A 14966-nucleotide genomic window follows, 5' to 3' on the forward strand; every position below is an offset into this window, starting at 1 on the left:
CCACTCCGGAGGGAAGATCGCCCCCGACCTCACCCTGCCCAAACTGCGCGCCCGCCTGGAAGCCAGTGCCCCCGAGGAACACCCCACCGCCCGCCGCAACCGGCCGGACACCCCCTGGCAGCACGCCACCGAAGCCCTCGACACCCTCCACCCCGAGTTCACCGGCACCGATTCAGGCGAAGCCGGCGACAGCGCGACCCAGGCCCGCATCGCCGCGCTCGGCGAACTCATCGAAGCCACAGCCCAGGCCGCACCGGCGGAACTACGGGCCGAACTCCGCTCAGCATCCGGGACGTTCGCCCACGCCCAGCGCTCTCGGCTCCGCGCCGAACACAGCGCCGCCGCCGGGTTGCGCACAGCCGCACGCGACCTCGTCAACGCGGGCACCGGCAAGGACGGCAGCGCCCTCGCCGTACTGCTCGCCGCCCTCGTCTGGTCCGCGATCCTCGCCGGTCGCTGGCACACCGCCCGAGGCCACGCCCAGCAGGCCGCCGCCGCCCGTCAGAGCGTCCAGCACCTGCAAGCCGCCTACGCCCAGGCAGTCGACCCCCAACTCGCCGCCCTCGCAAGGCGCCAGCCCAAGCCGGACACCCGCACCACCCTCGCCAACGACCGACGAACCGCCGTCCCCGACCACGCCGCCCGTATCCTCGCCGACCCCGACTGGCCCGCCCTCGCCACCGTCCTCGCCGACGCCGAAGCAGGCGGCCACCAACCAGCCCGCCTCCTCAAAGAAGCCACCGAGCAACGCGAACTCCGCACCGCCCGCATGCCGGTCCGTGTCCTGCTCGGCCGCATCCAGCACACGAGCCGCAACCCCGCGCCCAATCCCCGAGCGGAAGCCGCCCGCCTGCGGTCCCCAACGACCGGAGCCTGGGGTGCAGTTCAGGGGCACACTCCCGAGCCTGCGGCTCCCATCCCGTTGTCTGATGCTGCTGGGTCCGGCCGTCGACGGTGACACCGTCCACCGACACGCAATCCGCGGACAGCGGCAGCGCGCAGCGACGTCGGTTCGCACGCCGCGAGACGGCCCACCACGCCGAGGTCAGCTCGCCAGCGCCTCGCCGAGCCTGGCGTGCGCGGCGCCTGGGAGTGCCTGGTGCAGGGCTTCGGCCCGCGAGCGGACGAGCCCCTCGCGGTACGCCTGCGGCAGCCGCGCCCAGATGCCGACCGCCTTGTCGGCTGCTGCTGCCGAGTCGCCGTCCGCGTTCAGGCAGACGGCGGCGTCCATCTCCAGCAGCGCCCGCGTCATCACGGAGGGCGACGTGGTGAGGGCCAGCGCCGCCTCCTGCTCGGCGTATGCCTCGCGCGTACGCCCCATGAGGGTGAACGCCTGCGATAGGTGGACGTGGTGCTTCTGCAGCGGGTACCCGAACCACGTGTCGGCGGCCTGGCTCCCGTCGATGCGCTCCGCGATCAGGCGAGCGTCGGCCACAGAACGAAGCGCGCCTTGGTGGTCCCCGGCGGACGCAAGCGCCCGAGCGGTGACGGCCGCGGCGAGGGCGGCAGCCGCTGACGGCTTCTGGCCGGCCTCGGCGCGGGCGCGCATGGCAAGGTCGGCCGCGGAACGCGGGGCACCGTAGTTGAGGGGGACCATCGCATGCCGTGCCAGCGCCCAGGCGAGCATCTGCCGATCGCCGGATTCGCGGGCTGCCTGCTCGGCGGTCGCGAACCAGCCGTGCGCGTCGCGCTGGTCACTGCGGTCGTGTTGGATGATCGCCACCAGCCCGGTGATCCCGGCTGCCGTACGGGCCAGGTCCGCCTGGGTCCCGGCCGCATGAGGGCGGCTGAGGACGTCTCTCAGCAGGCCGAGGTCGCCCCGCATCTCCGCGAGAACGACCGCCGGCGGACGACCGCGGTAGCCCCCGCGGTGACGTTCGAACGCCCCGTCCAGGTAGGCGAGATCACCGGCGTCGGAACTGGAAAGAGCCGCGTCGATGCCCTGTCTGGCCTCCGCGAGACCGGGCAGCGCGACCACGCTGGTCGTAGCGACGGCCGCCGCGCCGAGGAAGCGTCGTCGATCCACTTCCGTGCCCTCCTCTCCTTCACTGGAATCAGCCCCGTCGAGACGCTGGAGCCTGCGCCGCTGCCTGCTGAGTCTCACGGCCTTGGCGATCTCCTCGACCGGCGTCCCGTAGACGTCGGCAAGAAGCGCGTGCCAAGCGGGAACCGGTAAGCGGCGCTCGGTCTCCCAGCGCTTCAGGTTCTCCGGATCGAACCACCGCCCGTCCTGCGCGTCTTGCAGGACGAGCGCTTGTTCCTCGCGGGTGCGTCCGGCCGACTCGCGCGCCGCCCGCAGCATGGCGCCGATGCCATCTGGTGCCATCATGCCCGCCTCTCCAGTGTCTCAAAGTCCCGCGCCCGATCCTGGCCCCGCAAAGCGGCCCCCCGCCGGGAAACGCACCCCCTGCCGGCACCCGCCATCATCGACGGCCGCCGGTTGACTGAGGGCTCGAACCCCAACTACAGCACGCGATCGGACGACATCCCATAGTGCCCCTCGCGCGCCCCTCCCACTCCTCCGATACGGCCACATCTCGGTCGAAGGGCCATCCGTCATGCGCGCCTACAACACCTGCTTCTCCATGAACAGCGACCCCGCATCGGTCCCGGCAGCCCGCCGACGCGTCGATGAATTGACCACCGGCTGGGGCCTGAGCCTGGACGAGGACAGCACAATCGCGCTGAGGACGGTCGTATCGGAGATGGTCACCAACGCCCTGCAGCACAGCGGCGGGCGGGAGTTCACCATCCGACTGAGGGCCAGCCCCGCCGCACGACGCATTCTCGTCGAGATCCGCGACTCCTCCGCTGCCCTCCCGCGCATGCTCCCGCCCACGGACGATGCGGAGGACGGGCGGGGCATGTGGCTGATCCAGCAGCTGGCCCTGGCCACCGGAGCCGAGCCCACCCGGCGCGGCAAGCGCGTCTGGGCCACGATCGCGATCCCCAAACAGCCGCTGAGCTGCCGCCAGTTCCTCTTCCGCCCCGGCCGAGTTACGCGAGCCGCCACCGCCCGGCTCACCGGCCTACGACGCCGTCCGATATCCGTCGACGCTCACACCAACTGACCCCCGCAAGCAGCAGGCGCCGATACATCGCCGCATGCACGCGTACCAAGACTCCGCTTCCCACGCGAAGCGTGACCGCCCAGCGCTCCGCGTCCCTCAGCCCGCAGGCCCTCCACCGTCCAGCACCGCACGGGACGGCGAACGAGTCGAACGTGGGCAGGCTTTCGGCCTTCAGCCCGATGCTGCGGGGCCGCACCCACCAGCGCACACCCATCCCCTCAAGGAGACCGCAATCAACGAGGAGCACGCCACCCAGGCTCCACAGCCTGCGGACGCAGTCGAGCAGCCGATGCCGTGGAGTACACCGGGTTCGTGGACGATCACCACGACGTCCGGTTTCGCGACGTCCGGCTACCTGCCCGACTGGGCGGAGGACGACCCCAGCGAGGCCGGCGTGCCGCTCGACCAGCTGCCGCTCCGGCTCGGCGGTATCAACCACAGGAACTTCTTCGAGGGCCCGCTGATGCACCTCACCGCGACGGACAGCAGGGACGACGCGGAGGAGGACGTGATCTTCGCGGGAAGCATCGACTGCAACCCCTTCGACATCGACACCCGCCTGCGCGTACCCGTCGCGAACATCCAAGTCAGTCCCCACCACTGGATCCTCAGCCTCGACCCGGGCGAACTCGCCGACGTCGCATCGAAGCTGCGCGCCCAGGCCGACTTACTCCACAACGAAGTCCTGCCCGCACTCATCGCCGCTCGTGAGGACTGGTCCGCCCACCATCCGGAGCGACCGCCCACCACATCCGCCATGCCACCGGGGCCAACCTAGGCAGAGGCCACCGCACGGCCCTCATTGCCGCCCCACCCTGCCGGTCACACTGACCACCCCGAGGGACGCTGAGATGCCCGCCCGCCGCCGGACCCGGCCAGGCAGGCTCCGTCAAGAACCCGGGGCAGTCACCTGGGCATGCGAGAAGGCTGGCCTGACCGAGCGGGCACTCGCCGACACGATCGGCATCAGCGAGCAGTTGATGGGTGAGATCGAGTCCGGCTGGCGCAGCGCCACCCCAGCCAACCTGATCAAGATCGCCGCCGCGCTGAACTGTCCGCTCGTCGTGCTGGAGCGCAAACGCACGGCGGCCGTTGACTGAGTACGCCTCGGGTTCTGCCACAGTTCCGGGGCCGAACGGGCCTCGGCTCCGCACCCGCGGTAAGAGAAACCTCATAGGGCCAGCGGCTGCAGAGACGTACCGCAGTGGCTCCGCGGGCACCGCACAGGAATGAGAGGCGCTTAGGCCGCGGCTTCGCCGGGGTCTTCTTCTTCCGAGGCCACATCCAGGTACATCCATCGGCGAACCACGGTGTAACCGGGCGGGAGTTCGTTGCCCGTGAGTTCCCTGTACCTCTCCTTGGCCGCCTCGCTGGCCCGATGCCCAGGGGGGAGCCTCCGAAGGAAGGGGTCGCGGTCAGGGTCGAGGGAGGATTGACGGGGCTCCTTGGGCTCGCTGCTGGACTCCGGCTCGGGGGAATCCCCGATCTCCTCGGCGTCGTAACTCTCGCCGTCCTGCCGCAGGTAGAGATGGGCGACCACGACCAGGCCCACGGTCAGGGTCACGCCGAAAGCGACACGAATCTTAGGCTCGTACTTCTTGTACCAGACCTTCGTCTTCTGACCGAAAGAGATCGGTTCGTCGCCTTCGGGCGTAGAGTCCTTCACGCGTACATATGTACCGGAGGCATCCCCCATCTGTCAGGCAATCAGCCCAGATCGCCAGGGCGGCAAGCAGACCCCGAGCGGAAAGGGTGGCGCTCGGGGGAAGATCAGGGAAAGACGAGCTGCACGTCGAGAAGCAGGAGGATCGTGGAGGCAGTGTGGAGGCGGGCGTCGTGGACGCTGGCCTCTGAAGCAGTTCCTTCCAGCGGTGGTAGTCGGTGTTGGGGATCAGCGGTTCGGCCGCCGGTGAGACGAAGACGTGTAGTTCAACGCACCTGAGCGTCGGATTCGTCATCGAAGGAGGGGGGACCGGGGCGGCGGCGGAAAGCGACTACTCGTCCTTCGGACGATTGCTCGGTCAACGAGGTCCGCGAGTCCGGCTGAGGCGCGATCGAGCGAAGCACAGCTGGCTGGATCGCTAGCTCTTCTGCTGCTGGAAGGTACGGCTTGTCGCCGAACTGCGCGGACAGCAATTTCCAGAGCAGCAGAGGCGACTCGTGCCCTACTGTCACAGGCTCGTTCTTACGCCATCCTCGCTGGGTGACCTGAACGTAGAGAGACCGCTTACGACTCTCGTCGATGGTGCCCACCGCAGCACCTCGCATGATCAAAGCCTGGATCGACACTCCCCAAGTGGCCTTCAGCCGGGCGTAGCCTTCAAGCGTCAGTCGATCGGTGATCTCCTGCTCAGCGCGGCCCTCCGGGACTAGGAGGCTGCCGGCGAACCAGTTGGCCTCGGTCTCAGGGTCGGTCGCCTTGGGCCGGAATGAGTGCAGGACCATGTGCCCGAGTTCGTGAGCCAGGGTGAAGCGATCACGGTCGCCCTGCTGACCAGGGAAGTAAGCGATGAGGGCAGTTTCTCCGATGCCTGCCCAGTAGGACACTCCGAAGTGCTTGTTCGTCGTGCTTGACGTCTCCCCGTTGGGGTCCGGGAGAACGATGGGTGCGACAGCTACGCCAGCCCGTTCCAGAGCACGGGTCAGGTGGGGAATCGGCTTGTCCGGGGCCAAGCGCAGAGCAACCCGTGTCTGGGCGGCCAGTTCTTCGACGTCGCTACGGCTGATTTCGGCGCTGGTGGCGAAAGGCAGTGGTGGAGCCGGGTAGCGCGATCGGGTCGTGACCTCTTCCGTGACACGAAAACTTTCGCCGTAGAACGCACTGATGCGACGGGTGAGCGTTCGGCTCGCCGACGCCATCTTCCGGAACCGAAGGGAGTCCAATGGGACTGAAGAGGGCTGAGCGAAGAAGAACGACATCGGGGTGTCCGTGGCGTCAGCGATCAAGCGGAGACGTTCCTCAGAAGGCTCTCGTGCCCCCGTCTCCACTTGGGAGATCCAGCTCTGGCTAACACCGGACATCGCAGTCAGACTGGCGCCTGTCAGTCCGAGGAGGTCTCGAAGGGTACGGAGCCGCTCACCGGGGGAAGCCTCCAGCGCGGTCGGCATCGAGTGTCTCCTCGTTGGGAAGTTGAAGTTCCAGACCTTCGTCCTGCGGCTCGAACCGCAGCTCACGGAGGTCCTCAGCAGTGGCAAGCAGGGGGAAGTCTAGATCGACCTCCGCCATCTTCCCGAAGGCCCACGGCCTTGTCGTCCGAACGACCCGGAAGAGTGGGGCGCCCATCTGGTCAATGCGCCAGAGGATGAGCAGCTTGTCGTGCGTCGGCCCTGACAGGGGTTCCTGCTGTACCGCGGGCAGTCGCGGGTTGTAGTAGTAGGCCCTTCGCTCGTGATTCAGGCCCGGGGCGGGAACGTGGTCGTCCCGGAAGCCGTGGAGAAGGCGCACCCGGTAGTCGCCGCCGGTCAGCCAAAGCTCACCGTTGCGAGCGTGGTTTCCGCTCAGAGTCCAAGCTCCGAGACCGAGCTCGCACAGCCGGCTGTGGGCAAGTCCTCGGATCAGGTGTGTCCTCAACCAGCCGTACTGCGGGCTGAGGAGCTCCGGCAGCTGCTTGCGCTGGCGCTGATGCGCCCAGGCGAAGGCGTCATGAAACGGCTCACAGAGCTCTGCTGTGGCGTCGCGGATGAGTGCGACCTCAGGCTTAATCACGGGTGTAAAAATATCACAGGAAAAATTAAGGGTGCAGAGGTTCCTCCAAGTCGCCCAGTGAGGCCAGCACGGTCGCTGCCTCGCTCCGGACGCGGTCATGAACGTTGAGAACATCGGCGACCTGGCTCCGGGGCTGTCCAGGAACTGGCGAAGGACTGCGTCGTCCCCGGCCAGAAGCGTCAGCGAACTGCAGACCACGCGGAGTCCAGTCGCTGCTTCACCAGGGCTGTCCATGACCAGCGAGCGCGTCAACAGGGGCCTACTGACGCGATCGACCTGGTGCGGGATACTACGGAACGGCTCCAATTTGGGGATCACACAGAGCTGGGGGAAGCGGTGGCGGGGGCGAACGACCCATACGCACGGGAGGTTGCGCGGCAGGCCAGAGAGCAGGAGAGGGCCCGCAAAGCAGCCGAGACCGAGGCCAAGCGGAAGGCACGCGAGGAGAAAGTTGCGTACGAGGCAGCCCGTGCGCAGGAAGCTGTCGACCGGACCAGCGTCACCGAGCACGACGTCGAACAGTTGTCAACGCTGCTGCGCGCGGCGGTGCTGGACGGAGAGCCACTGACGTTCGAGCGACTGCGGCAGGAGTTCGTCCCCGCTCCGTTCGTCCCACCCGTCGGACGTACCAAAGCTGCACCAACACCTCGTTGGGAAGAGTTCGAACCAGAGGCGCCACGCGGGTTGCGGGGGGCACTCGGGTTCGGGCGGCGTGGATACGAGGCAGAGGTCGAAGTGGCTCGCGAGCGCTTCGACAGGGCGCTGCGGGATCACGCACGCGACGAGAAGAAGCGCGGTAAGAAGCTGCAGGAGGCGCGCGCTCGGCACGCTGAACACAATCGGGACGAGGCCGCGCGGATCGGGGCGTGGAATGACGCACTTGAGCAGCGTCGCAACGCCTATCGTGACCGGGATGTCGAAGCGGTCGAGTGGTTCGTCGACCAGGCCCTCGCTGCTTCCGCGTACCCCCACGGCTTCCCGAAGGCGCATAAGGTCTCCTACCAGGCAGACACGGGTGACCTCCTCGTTGAGATCGACCTCCCCCTGGAAGACGTGGTCCCCGCTGCTCGTGCCTACCGCTACGTCAAGACGCGCGATGAGATGACGCCCGTCCCGCGCCCTGAGAAGGAGCGGAAGGAGCTGTACGCGTCGGTCCTGGCCCAGACGGCTCTGCGCACGGTGCACGAACTCTTCGCGGCCGATACCGACGGCGTGGTCCAGTCGATCGCACTGAACGGGCATGTAGCCACGATCGACCGGGCTACAGGACGAAAGGTGCACCCGTGCTTGATCACGCTTCAGGCGGAACGCACCGAGTTTAGCCAACTGGTGCTGACCCAGGTCGACCCACGGGCTTGTCTGAAGCGGCTTCGCTCGCTCATCTCGCCTAACCCGTATGAGCTCGAACCGGTGCGCCCGCTCGTCACGTTTGACTTGTCCAAGTTCCGGCTCATGGACAGTTTGGACGTCGTGGCTGGCCTGGACAGCCGACCCGTGCTGATGGACCTGAAGCCCACGGAGTTCGAACACCTCATCCGGCAGCTGTTCGAAGCTATCGGCCTCGACAGTGTGAATACTCAGCCTTCGAAGGACGAGGGCGTCGACGCAGTCGCGATGAACACCGACCCGGTCATGAAGGGCCTGTGCATCATTCAGGCCAAGCGCACCAAGAACGTAGTGCCCTTCGAGACCGTCTCCGCGCTCGCCGGCGTCGTGGAACACAAGCGAGCAGCCAAGGGCATCCTGGTGACCACCTCCTGGTTCGGCCGGGCCAGCGAGGCGTTCGCCAACGAGCACGGGCGCCTCGAACTCCTCGACGGAGCCAACCTGGTGCACCTGTTCAAGGAGCACATGAATCTCGACGTCATCCCCGGGCCGGTGCCACCGAAACGGCGCCCTCGGTAGCTGCGGAGTCGCACCCGACATCCTCGCGAGGCACGGGGCATGGTCTCGGCTCCGGCCTCATTCGCCCCCATCGGGCCCCGTCCGAACAAACCCGACGCAGACCGGGCGTTACCACCAGCCGTTACGGGAACGCCAGATCGGCGTGTGCTGACCCGCAACCTTTCGATGCACCAGTACCCCAGCGATATAGAGGGGCTTCAAGGCCCACCAGCACAGCCACAGTTCGCCTAGCAGCAGGTATCCAAACAACTTAAAGCCGCCTGCGATACAGCCCGGCCCCCCGCTGTTGCTTGTCCCGCGGCGGCGTGACCTACCGCCGACGTGGCCGCTGATCGAGAACGGACCAGGGAGCGGGACACGCCAGCTTATGCGCACTGAGCCTCCCCCCTCGCGCGGACGGCAGCTAACGCAGACAAGGCGGTGCAACAACGCATGGATCCCCCCAGAGCGGGCCGTAACAGCCGGATATACCCGACCGAGGCGTTGCATTTTGCCATACTGCGCAACCCGGAGTGTGCGGATTCGAGCTGACTCGATGCCGCCGACCCACCTTCCCCCAGACAGATTGCTTTGGGGGGCGCCCGGTCTTCTCCCGCGCTGCGTCGAGGAGACCGAAAAACCACTGCTGTTGTCCGTCTCGTCCCGCCGTACGTTCGACCTCGCACCGCTAGGCGCTGGCCGTCGTGGTGGCACGCGGCCATGCGCCCCCTCTGGCCGGCAAGAACGTATGGTTCGCTGGTCTCAGTTCTGGTCTCATTCAGCCGCGTTCGGGTCCGTCCGCCACCCGCCCATGCGTCGGATCGGCCGCAGGTCAGACCGCCTCCGCTTCCTCCCGCACGGCCTCGTGACCCGTTGGAAAGCGTGTTGGGGGCAACCCCTCACGAGTTCGAATCTCGTATCCTCCGCCATTGCTCTCACCGGGCAATATGCCGATGGCCCCCACCGTTCGCGGTGGGGGCCATCGGTGTCTTCCCAGCCCCCGTTGTCCTGGTTTTTGCCCACAGCGGGCACGGCGGGGCGGCCCCAGACGGCACCGGCGATCTTCCGCGCCACGTCCTTGAGCATGGCGTCCGGCACATGCAGGTACCGCGCCCGCATGCTCGCCGACGTGCCCGGCTCCCACCAAGGGCCGTTTCCAGTCGTGGTAGTCCGTGTTCGGGCTCAGCGGACCGCCCAGCGGTTTGATGAACACGTAAGTTGACCCTCACCCTGGCCAGGGTCAGAGCGTCGGCCCCCGTTGATATCCATGGCGCGTGGACGATGCGACGTCGAGTGCGACCGCCCTCCTGGCCGAGATCTTCCCAGCCCGACGAAGGCGGTCTGCTGCCCCTGGGAGAGAACCCGGACAGCTGGTTCGTCTGGGAGGCGGACTGTTGGATGAGCCCCGAGCCGAGGGACGTTGAGGTCACGCGATACGCCGTGCGGCTCCCGTCGGCCAGATGACGGTGACAGGGATGCCGAGGGCGCGGGCCTCTTCGACGACGTCGGCGGTGCCGCCGCCTTCGGTGCCAGGCGGCATGCCGTTCCAGACGGCGACAAGACGGTCGGCCCGGCGCAGCAATTCGCTGTTGGCGGCTTCGTACGCGTCGCGACCGGCGGTGGCGTGGTCCATCACCACTGCCTCGGTGGCGGCAGCCAAAAGCCGGTCGAATTGGGCGGCGTGCGCATCCTTGACCTTCGTCTCGCGGTAGTCGCGGGAAGGGATCACGGCGACGAGGCTTCCGCCGGCGTCGAGGACGGCTTCGGCGAACAAGGAGTCCGCCCCGGCGGCGATGCAGGAGACGCCGACCAGTTCACCGTCCGCCACGTCACTCATCAACTCGCCGAGGGCTGCGCGAACCAGGGGGACAGAAGCATCGGTGAGGTCCATGTGGCCGGTCACGGCGAGGATGGTCACAGCGTTCCTTGTCAGTCGGCGAGTTGCTCGCGGAGCCTAGCGCGCGCTTCCCGTACGGGTGCCGACGTTCCGTGACCCACCGTGTAGGCGTACAGCTCGGCCATGCCCTCTCGCACGCGTCCGGAGTGGACGCGCTCGGCGACGTCGCAGGCTGCGTGGGTCTCGGCAACGGCTGCAGTGAGGTCGCCGGAGAGGAAATAGACCTCGGCCAGGCCGAGGCGGTCCAACGCGTGTGATCTCCCGGCCTCCGGTCCTCGACGGGTGAGTGCGGTGCGGATCTGTTCCTCGGCATGCCCGGCGTGGAGCCGAGGGTCGCGCCGGGCGAGTTCCAGCAAGCGACCGCCGGTGACACCGGCGAGTTCTGCTTGATCGAAGTAGCCGATCTAGTACGGCTCGTCGAGACCGGCGGCTGCAAGCACGTGCCGAGCTTGCTCCGTAGCGAGGTTGAACGCGGCCGTCCTGCCCAGCGCGGCCAATGCCCATGCCTCTCGCGTGTGGAGCATCGCGCGGAGCCGGGGTCCGGCTTCGTCACGGACACCCTCTGTGCGGAGGGGTGGATCACCACTCCCGAGGTCGAGGCCGTGATGCGCGCCGTCTCCCGGCACGCGTTCACCCCCGAGGTGAGCGTGAGGAAGGCGTACGAGCCGTACGCGGCGGTGCCGACGGCCAGGTCACCCCGGTGGACATCGATCCCGTCGTGACCGACCGGGCCCGCCCGCTGCTGGACGCGCACGGCTCGGCCGGGTCACGTCGTCAGGCCGACGCCGCCCAGCCCATCCCCGACCTGGGGAAGGTCGACGTCCTGATGGTGACCGTCGACGCCTGGGACGTCCCGCCGACGTGGATCGACCAACTCATGCCCGGCGGTCGCCTGGTGGTGCCGTTGCGGATGCGCGGCCTGACCCGGTCCGTCGCCTTCACCCGCGTCGGCGACCACTTGGAGAGCGAGTCCGCGAAGATCTGCGGTTTCGTGCCGATGCAGGGCTCCACCGCGCACAACGAGGAGTTGCCGCTGGTCAACGGCACGCCGGAGATCCGGCTGCTCATCCCCGCGGGCGCGGGGAGCGGTATTTGATCACCGCGCTGTGCAGGGAGGTGGCGGGCCCATCCCCGCGGGCGCGGGAGCAGCGTCGCCGTTGCCTGGCGGAAACTCCAGATCGGGGTCCATCCCCGCTCGCGCGGGGAGCCGTTGTGAACGGTGACGTAGGTGACCATCGCGCCGGGTCCATCCCCGCTCGCGCGGGGAGCCGGCTGCCTGACCTGCAGTCATTGCGTGGACGCAGGCCGCACAGAACCAACTTCAGAGAAAGCCGCAAAACATGTATTTCCGCCCTCGGGCCGACATCGCCCAGCCTACGGCCACCAAGAGGGGCCCGGCTACGCGAACCTGGCCGCCCTGGCCGCACCAACGTCCAGACGGCCGAGCCACGAGCGCAGCCGGCAGAAGCAGCAGGGATGAGACCCACGCTCCCCCAGACCCAGATTGCTGAACCCAGCCCACCACACGACACACCGGCTTGACAGGGCCAGCGCCCGCACCCCCGAAGGTTGCAGGTCGGGGGCGTTCGCCCCCGTCCACGAGCGTCCAGCAAGCCCTGGAGCCACCACCCCGGCCCAGCTCAGACCATCCACGCCCCGGCGCACACCAAAGCAGAACGTCGGAGAGCGTGTTGAAGGCAACCCCTCACCGGTTCGAAACCCATATCCTCCAGAAGGCTCGCCGGCCACGACGCGAATCGACCGGGATCAGGCTGGGGCGGATCTCGTACGGCGGCGGTGACCGTTCCAGCAGTCTCCGCCAGCCCCTCGATGTTGGAACCGCTGAATCCGGCGAGGTGGGTACCGTCGCGATCGGCGGAGGATTCGCAGGTCGGCAAGGCGAGGAGGATGGGGATGGGGATGGATCTGGTGGCTCTTGAAGCCGCTCTTCACGATGCCGAGCAGAGGTTGCAGGCCGCGGTTCGATCAGGTGATGCGCGGGCATTGGACGTGCTCCTGGACGACCGTGTCGTCTACACGGGGCCGGACGGCAGCACCGTGACGAAGGAGGAGGACCTGGGGGCGCACAGGTCCGGGGCCCTGGCTGTCGAGGTCTTCGAGCAGCAGGACCTGGACGTGACCGTGGTGGACTCCACCGGGATCACCCGCGTACTGGCCGGGCTTGAAGGCACCGCCGGCGGACATCCGTTCAAGGCGCGCCTTCGCTACACCCGCACCTGGATCCACGTTGACGGCACCTGGCGCGTCCTGGCCGCCCACGCCAGCGCCGTACCGGATCTCGGGTAGAGGCCTCCACGAGTTCGGATCTCGTGTCCTCCGCCATCGCTCTCACCGGGCAATACGGCGTCGGCCCGTCATGGCGGCGGGGGGCAGCGGAACCGCGCGGCGGGTGGTCAGTCGGTGACGTTCGAGGCGAGGCGGTCGAGGGCCGCGGAGACGGCGGCGAGTTCGGCGGGGGTGAAGCCGAGGTGGAGGCGGCGGTCGAAGTCGACGGCGGCGTCGCGGAGTTGGAGGAAGAGCGCGTGGCCGGTCTCGGTGAGTTCGACGACGTGGACGCGGCGGTTGTCGTCGGCACGTCGACGGGTGAGGAGGCCGTCGCGTTCCATCGCGTTGAGGTGGTGGGTCAGGGTCGCGCCGTGGATGCCGATGGCGGCGGCGAGGCCGCGCTGGTTGCCGAACCGTGTCGTCTCCAGCGACATCAGGATCAGCCACACCGGCAGCGACCCACCGGCAGCGGTGAGCGCCGCGTCGAACTGTCCTGAGACGACCTTCGCCACCCGGGTGAGATGCGTCCCGAACGGCGGCCCCTGCGGCGCTGGCATGGCCGCGAGTCTACAACGGATCCTTGCTGACCTAATCGTTTGACCTCCAACGCTTAGAGATCCTAATCCCGCCCGGCGGCGTCCACGGCTTCCGCAACGACTCCGGCGAGGCCGCCTCGATGCTGCTGCTGTTCTCACCGGGCGCTCCGCGCGAGGAGTACTTCGAGCGGCTGGCCACCCTGGCCGAGGACCCGATGGGCGACGCGGAGCGCGACGAGTTCATGCGCCGTCACGACACGTACTGGCTCTGACGGCGTCCGTCACCGACCCGTCGACGCCGCGCCCGCGCCCACGCCCGTACCCGTACCCGTACCCGTACGAAGGAGAGTGCCATGACGACCGCAACGGGCGACCCCGCCGCGTCGCTCACCGAACTCACCGAACTCACCGACCGCTGAGCCGAAGTCGAACGTACCGGCGACGCCGACGCCCTGGCGGCGCTCGTCACCGACGACCTCACGATGGTCGGCCGTTCGGATTCGTCCTCGACCGCGGGCAGTGGCTCGATCGCTACGGCGGCGGCGACCTCGTGACGTACGCGTTCGGCTGGACGCTCGACTCCATCCGCGTCCACGGGGACACCGTGATCGGAATCGGCCACGCCCGCCACGACTGCGCGCACCGCGGCCAACACGCCGGGGGCGACTTCCGCGTCACCGTCGTCGCCGTGGACGCCGACCGTGACGCCGGCGATAACGGCGGGGACAGCCAACTGCGTCTGGCGGCAGTGCAGTTCAGCCCGATCGCCGACCCGCGCGGCAGCGGTGACGGCAAGCGCACGAACCGCACCACGACACCACGGAGGACGCACCATGAGGGAGCTGCCCCCCCACCGGCACGCGCGGCAACACGATCGGTTCGAACGAGCTGCGCCGCCCGGTCATCGGCATCCGCGACGGCGCCACCTGGCTGGTCCGCCCACCGACGAGCAGCGAGAGCGGATCACTACCGCGACCGACGATGCGCGACCTGGTCGCCGCGTGCAGCAGCACCGCACGGGACCGGATGACCGGTGCAGGGTCACGGCCGTGAGCCGGTGGAGGTCTTCACCGCCCCTTGCGGCCTTACACCTGACGTGCTGTCATCAAAAGCAACGCAGTCACCCGGGCCTCAGGGGGAAGCCATGGTGGGACGCCGCCTCAGAGAAGAAATACGTCAAGCCGAGCGAATGGCCCGCGCCGTCCCGAATGCGCGGCAGAGAGCAGCCGCCCTGACCGACTTGGCCGTTCAGGTGGCCATCGGTCCGGGCGACATCGCCGAGGCCGAACGCATCGCGAACTCCGTCACCTACGAAGACCACATCGTGCAGAACGGTCGGGACTTCTCTGTCCGCGTCCTGGCCGAGCAGTTGGTCGCCGTCAACGCCCGTGAAGCCGAGCGCATTGCGCTGACCATCAGGACGGATCACGAACGGGACGGCGCGTTCGCCAACATGGCGAGGACGCTGGCGACGACGGACAAGCGCACCGCGAAGCGCCTGATCGAGCGCATCGGCCTGGCACCCGTGAAGAAGAGCATGCTGGACGATCTCGCCAAAGGCCGCCTTTGAGCCGCCGCGACGAACG

16 protein-coding genes and 2 pseudogenes are annotated in these 14966 nt (G+C 68.1%); 11 read left to right on the plus strand and 7 right to left on the minus strand.

All coding sequences use genetic code 11. The features are described from left to right. Position 1: 1 nt before the first annotated feature. A pseudogene (locus ACZ37P_RS02860) lies at positions 2-958 on the plus strand (mobilization protein); the annotation flags it as partial. A gap of 87 nt (positions 959-1045) precedes the next feature. On the opposite strand, the gene ACZ37P_RS02865 reads toward ACZ37P_RS02860, so the two are convergent. Then, positions 1046-2329, minus strand: coding sequence for a transcriptional regulator (locus ACZ37P_RS02865; protein WP_467344485.1), 1284 nt, complete (start codon positions 2327-2329; stop codon positions 1046-1048). A gap of 229 nt (positions 2330-2558) precedes the next feature. Between ACZ37P_RS02865 and ACZ37P_RS02870 the strand changes: the two genes are divergently transcribed. The 3 genes from ACZ37P_RS02870 to ACZ37P_RS02880 all read left to right on the plus strand — a co-directional run bounded on the left by ACZ37P_RS02870 (position 2559) and on the right by ACZ37P_RS02880 (position 4171). Further along, positions 2559-3071 (plus strand): ATP-binding protein, encoded by a 513-nt coding sequence (locus tag ACZ37P_RS02870; RefSeq protein ID WP_467344487.1) that lies wholly within the window; start codon positions 2559-2561, stop codon positions 3069-3071. Positions 3072-3360: 289 nt separating this feature from the next. Continuing rightward, positions 3361-3849, plus strand: a complete 489-nt coding sequence (locus ACZ37P_RS02875; protein WP_467344488.1) for a DUF6907 domain-containing protein — start codon at positions 3361-3363, stop codon at positions 3847-3849. A 73-nt stretch (positions 3850-3922) separates the two neighbouring features. After that, complete coding sequence (locus ACZ37P_RS02880) at positions 3923-4171, plus strand: helix-turn-helix domain-containing protein (protein WP_467344490.1); 249 nt, start codon at positions 3923-3925, stop codon at positions 4169-4171. A 140-nt stretch (positions 4172-4311) separates the two neighbouring features. Here the strand turns inward: ACZ37P_RS02880 and ACZ37P_RS02885 are convergent, their stop codons facing one another. From ACZ37P_RS02885 to ACZ37P_RS02895, 3 genes are all read right to left on the minus strand, one after another. Further along, positions 4312-4737, minus strand: coding sequence for a hypothetical protein (locus ACZ37P_RS02885; RefSeq protein WP_401850962.1), 426 nt, complete (start codon positions 4735-4737; stop codon positions 4312-4314). A 263-nt stretch (positions 4738-5000) separates the two neighbouring features. Next, positions 5001-6179: a helix-turn-helix domain-containing protein gene (locus ACZ37P_RS02890; protein WP_467344492.1), complete on the minus strand. Its 1179-nt coding sequence runs from the start codon at positions 6177-6179 to the stop codon at positions 5001-5003. Then, the gene (locus ACZ37P_RS02895) at positions 6148-6777 is read right to left on the minus strand and encodes a hypothetical protein (RefSeq protein WP_401850967.1); all 630 of its coding nucleotides are present in this window, start codon (positions 6775-6777) and stop codon (positions 6148-6150) included. The genes ACZ37P_RS02890 and ACZ37P_RS02895 overlap by 32 nt, the downstream gene beginning before the upstream one ends. Positions 6778-7113: 336 nt before the next feature. Here ACZ37P_RS02895 and ACZ37P_RS02900 point away from each other — a divergent pair, with 336 nt between their 5' ends. Then, the gene (locus tag ACZ37P_RS02900; protein ID WP_355335908.1) at positions 7114-8682 is read left to right on the plus strand and encodes a restriction endonuclease; all 1569 of its coding nucleotides are present in this window, start codon (positions 7114-7116) and stop codon (positions 8680-8682) included. Positions 8683-9705: 1023 nt separating this feature from the next. On the opposite strand, the pseudogene ACZ37P_RS02905 reads toward ACZ37P_RS02900, so the two are convergent. Beyond that, a pseudogene (locus tag ACZ37P_RS02905) lies at positions 9706-9883 on the minus strand (site-specific integrase); the annotation flags it as partial. A gap of 204 nt (positions 9884-10087) precedes the next feature. Then, on the minus strand, positions 10088-10579 hold the full coding sequence (locus tag ACZ37P_RS02910; RefSeq protein WP_467344494.1) for a hypothetical protein: 492 nt from the start codon (positions 10577-10579) through the stop codon (positions 10088-10090). A 71-nt stretch (positions 10580-10650) separates the two neighbouring features. Between ACZ37P_RS02910 and ACZ37P_RS02915 the strand changes: the two genes are divergently transcribed. The 4 genes from ACZ37P_RS02915 to ACZ37P_RS02930 all read left to right on the plus strand — a co-directional run bounded on the left by ACZ37P_RS02915 (position 10651) and on the right by ACZ37P_RS02930 (position 12865). Then, positions 10651-10815 carry a hypothetical protein gene (locus tag ACZ37P_RS02915; protein ID WP_467344495.1) on the plus strand — a complete coding sequence of 55 codons (165 nt, stop codon included), beginning with the start codon at positions 10651-10653 and terminating at the stop codon, positions 10813-10815. A 258-nt stretch (positions 10816-11073) separates the two neighbouring features. Beyond that, entirely contained in the window at positions 11074-11280 is a 207-nt protein-coding gene (locus ACZ37P_RS02920; protein WP_355335889.1) for a hypothetical protein, read from the plus strand. Then, positions 11259-11654 (plus strand): hypothetical protein, encoded by a 396-nt coding sequence (locus ACZ37P_RS02925; protein ID WP_467344498.1) that lies wholly within the window; start codon positions 11259-11261, stop codon positions 11652-11654. Before ACZ37P_RS02920 ends, ACZ37P_RS02925 begins: the two co-directional genes overlap by 22 nt. Before the next feature lie 824 nt (positions 11655-12478). After that, positions 12479-12865, plus strand: coding sequence for a nuclear transport factor 2 family protein (locus tag ACZ37P_RS02930; RefSeq protein ID WP_467344635.1), 387 nt, complete (start codon positions 12479-12481; stop codon positions 12863-12865). Positions 12866-12972: 107 nt separating this feature from the next. Here ACZ37P_RS02930 and ACZ37P_RS02935 read toward each other — a convergent pair whose 3' ends face one another. After that, the gene (locus ACZ37P_RS02935) at positions 12973-13401 is read right to left on the minus strand and encodes a MarR family winged helix-turn-helix transcriptional regulator (protein ID WP_467344500.1); all 429 of its coding nucleotides are present in this window, start codon (positions 13399-13401) and stop codon (positions 12973-12975) included. A 119-nt stretch (positions 13402-13520) separates the two neighbouring features. Between ACZ37P_RS02935 and ACZ37P_RS02940 the strand changes: the two genes are divergently transcribed. Beyond that, entirely contained in the window at positions 13521-13652 is a 132-nt protein-coding gene (locus ACZ37P_RS02940) for a hypothetical protein (RefSeq protein WP_401850976.1), read from the plus strand. Positions 13653-14524: 872 nt separating this feature from the next. Continuing rightward, positions 14525-14950, plus strand: coding sequence for a hypothetical protein (locus ACZ37P_RS02945; protein ID WP_467344501.1), 426 nt, complete (start codon positions 14525-14527; stop codon positions 14948-14950). Positions 14951-14966: the final 16 nt, after the last annotated feature.

It is taken from the genome of Streptomyces sp. NPDC024632, assembly GCF_055559175.1.

What these genes read in the sequence shown, in the direction of transcription:
- ACZ37P_RS02865 (WP_467344485.1), bottom strand. Translation starts at nt 2,329, where the DNA reads ATGATGGCACCAGATGGCATCGGCGCCATGCTGCGGGCGGCGCGCGAG.
- ACZ37P_RS02870 (WP_467344487.1), top strand. Translation starts at nt 2,559, where the DNA reads ATGCGCGCCTACAACACCTGCTTCTCCATGAACAGCGACCCCGCATCG.
- ACZ37P_RS02875 (WP_467344488.1), top strand. Translation starts at nt 3,361, where the DNA reads ATGCCGTGGAGTACACCGGGTTCGTGGACGATCACCACGACGTCCGGT.
- ACZ37P_RS02880 (WP_467344490.1), top strand. Translation starts at nt 3,923, where the DNA reads ATGCCCGCCCGCCGCCGGACCCGGCCAGGCAGGCTCCGTCAAGAACCC.
- ACZ37P_RS02890 (WP_467344492.1), bottom strand. Translation starts at nt 6,179, where the DNA reads ATGCCGACCGCGCTGGAGGCTTCCCCCGGTGAGCGGCTCCGTACCCTT.
- ACZ37P_RS02930 (WP_467344635.1), top strand. Translation starts at nt 12,479, where the DNA reads ATGGATCTGGTGGCTCTTGAAGCCGCTCTTCACGATGCCGAGCAGAGG.
- ACZ37P_RS02935 (WP_467344500.1), bottom strand. Translation starts at nt 13,401, where the DNA reads ATGCCAGCGCCGCAGGGGCCGCCGTTCGGGACGCATCTCACCCGGGTG.
- ACZ37P_RS02940 (WP_401850976.1), top strand. Translation starts at nt 13,521, where the DNA reads ATGCTGCTGCTGTTCTCACCGGGCGCTCCGCGCGAGGAGTACTTCGAG.
- ACZ37P_RS02945 (WP_467344501.1), top strand. Translation starts at nt 14,525, where the DNA reads ATGGTGGGACGCCGCCTCAGAGAAGAAATACGTCAAGCCGAGCGAATG.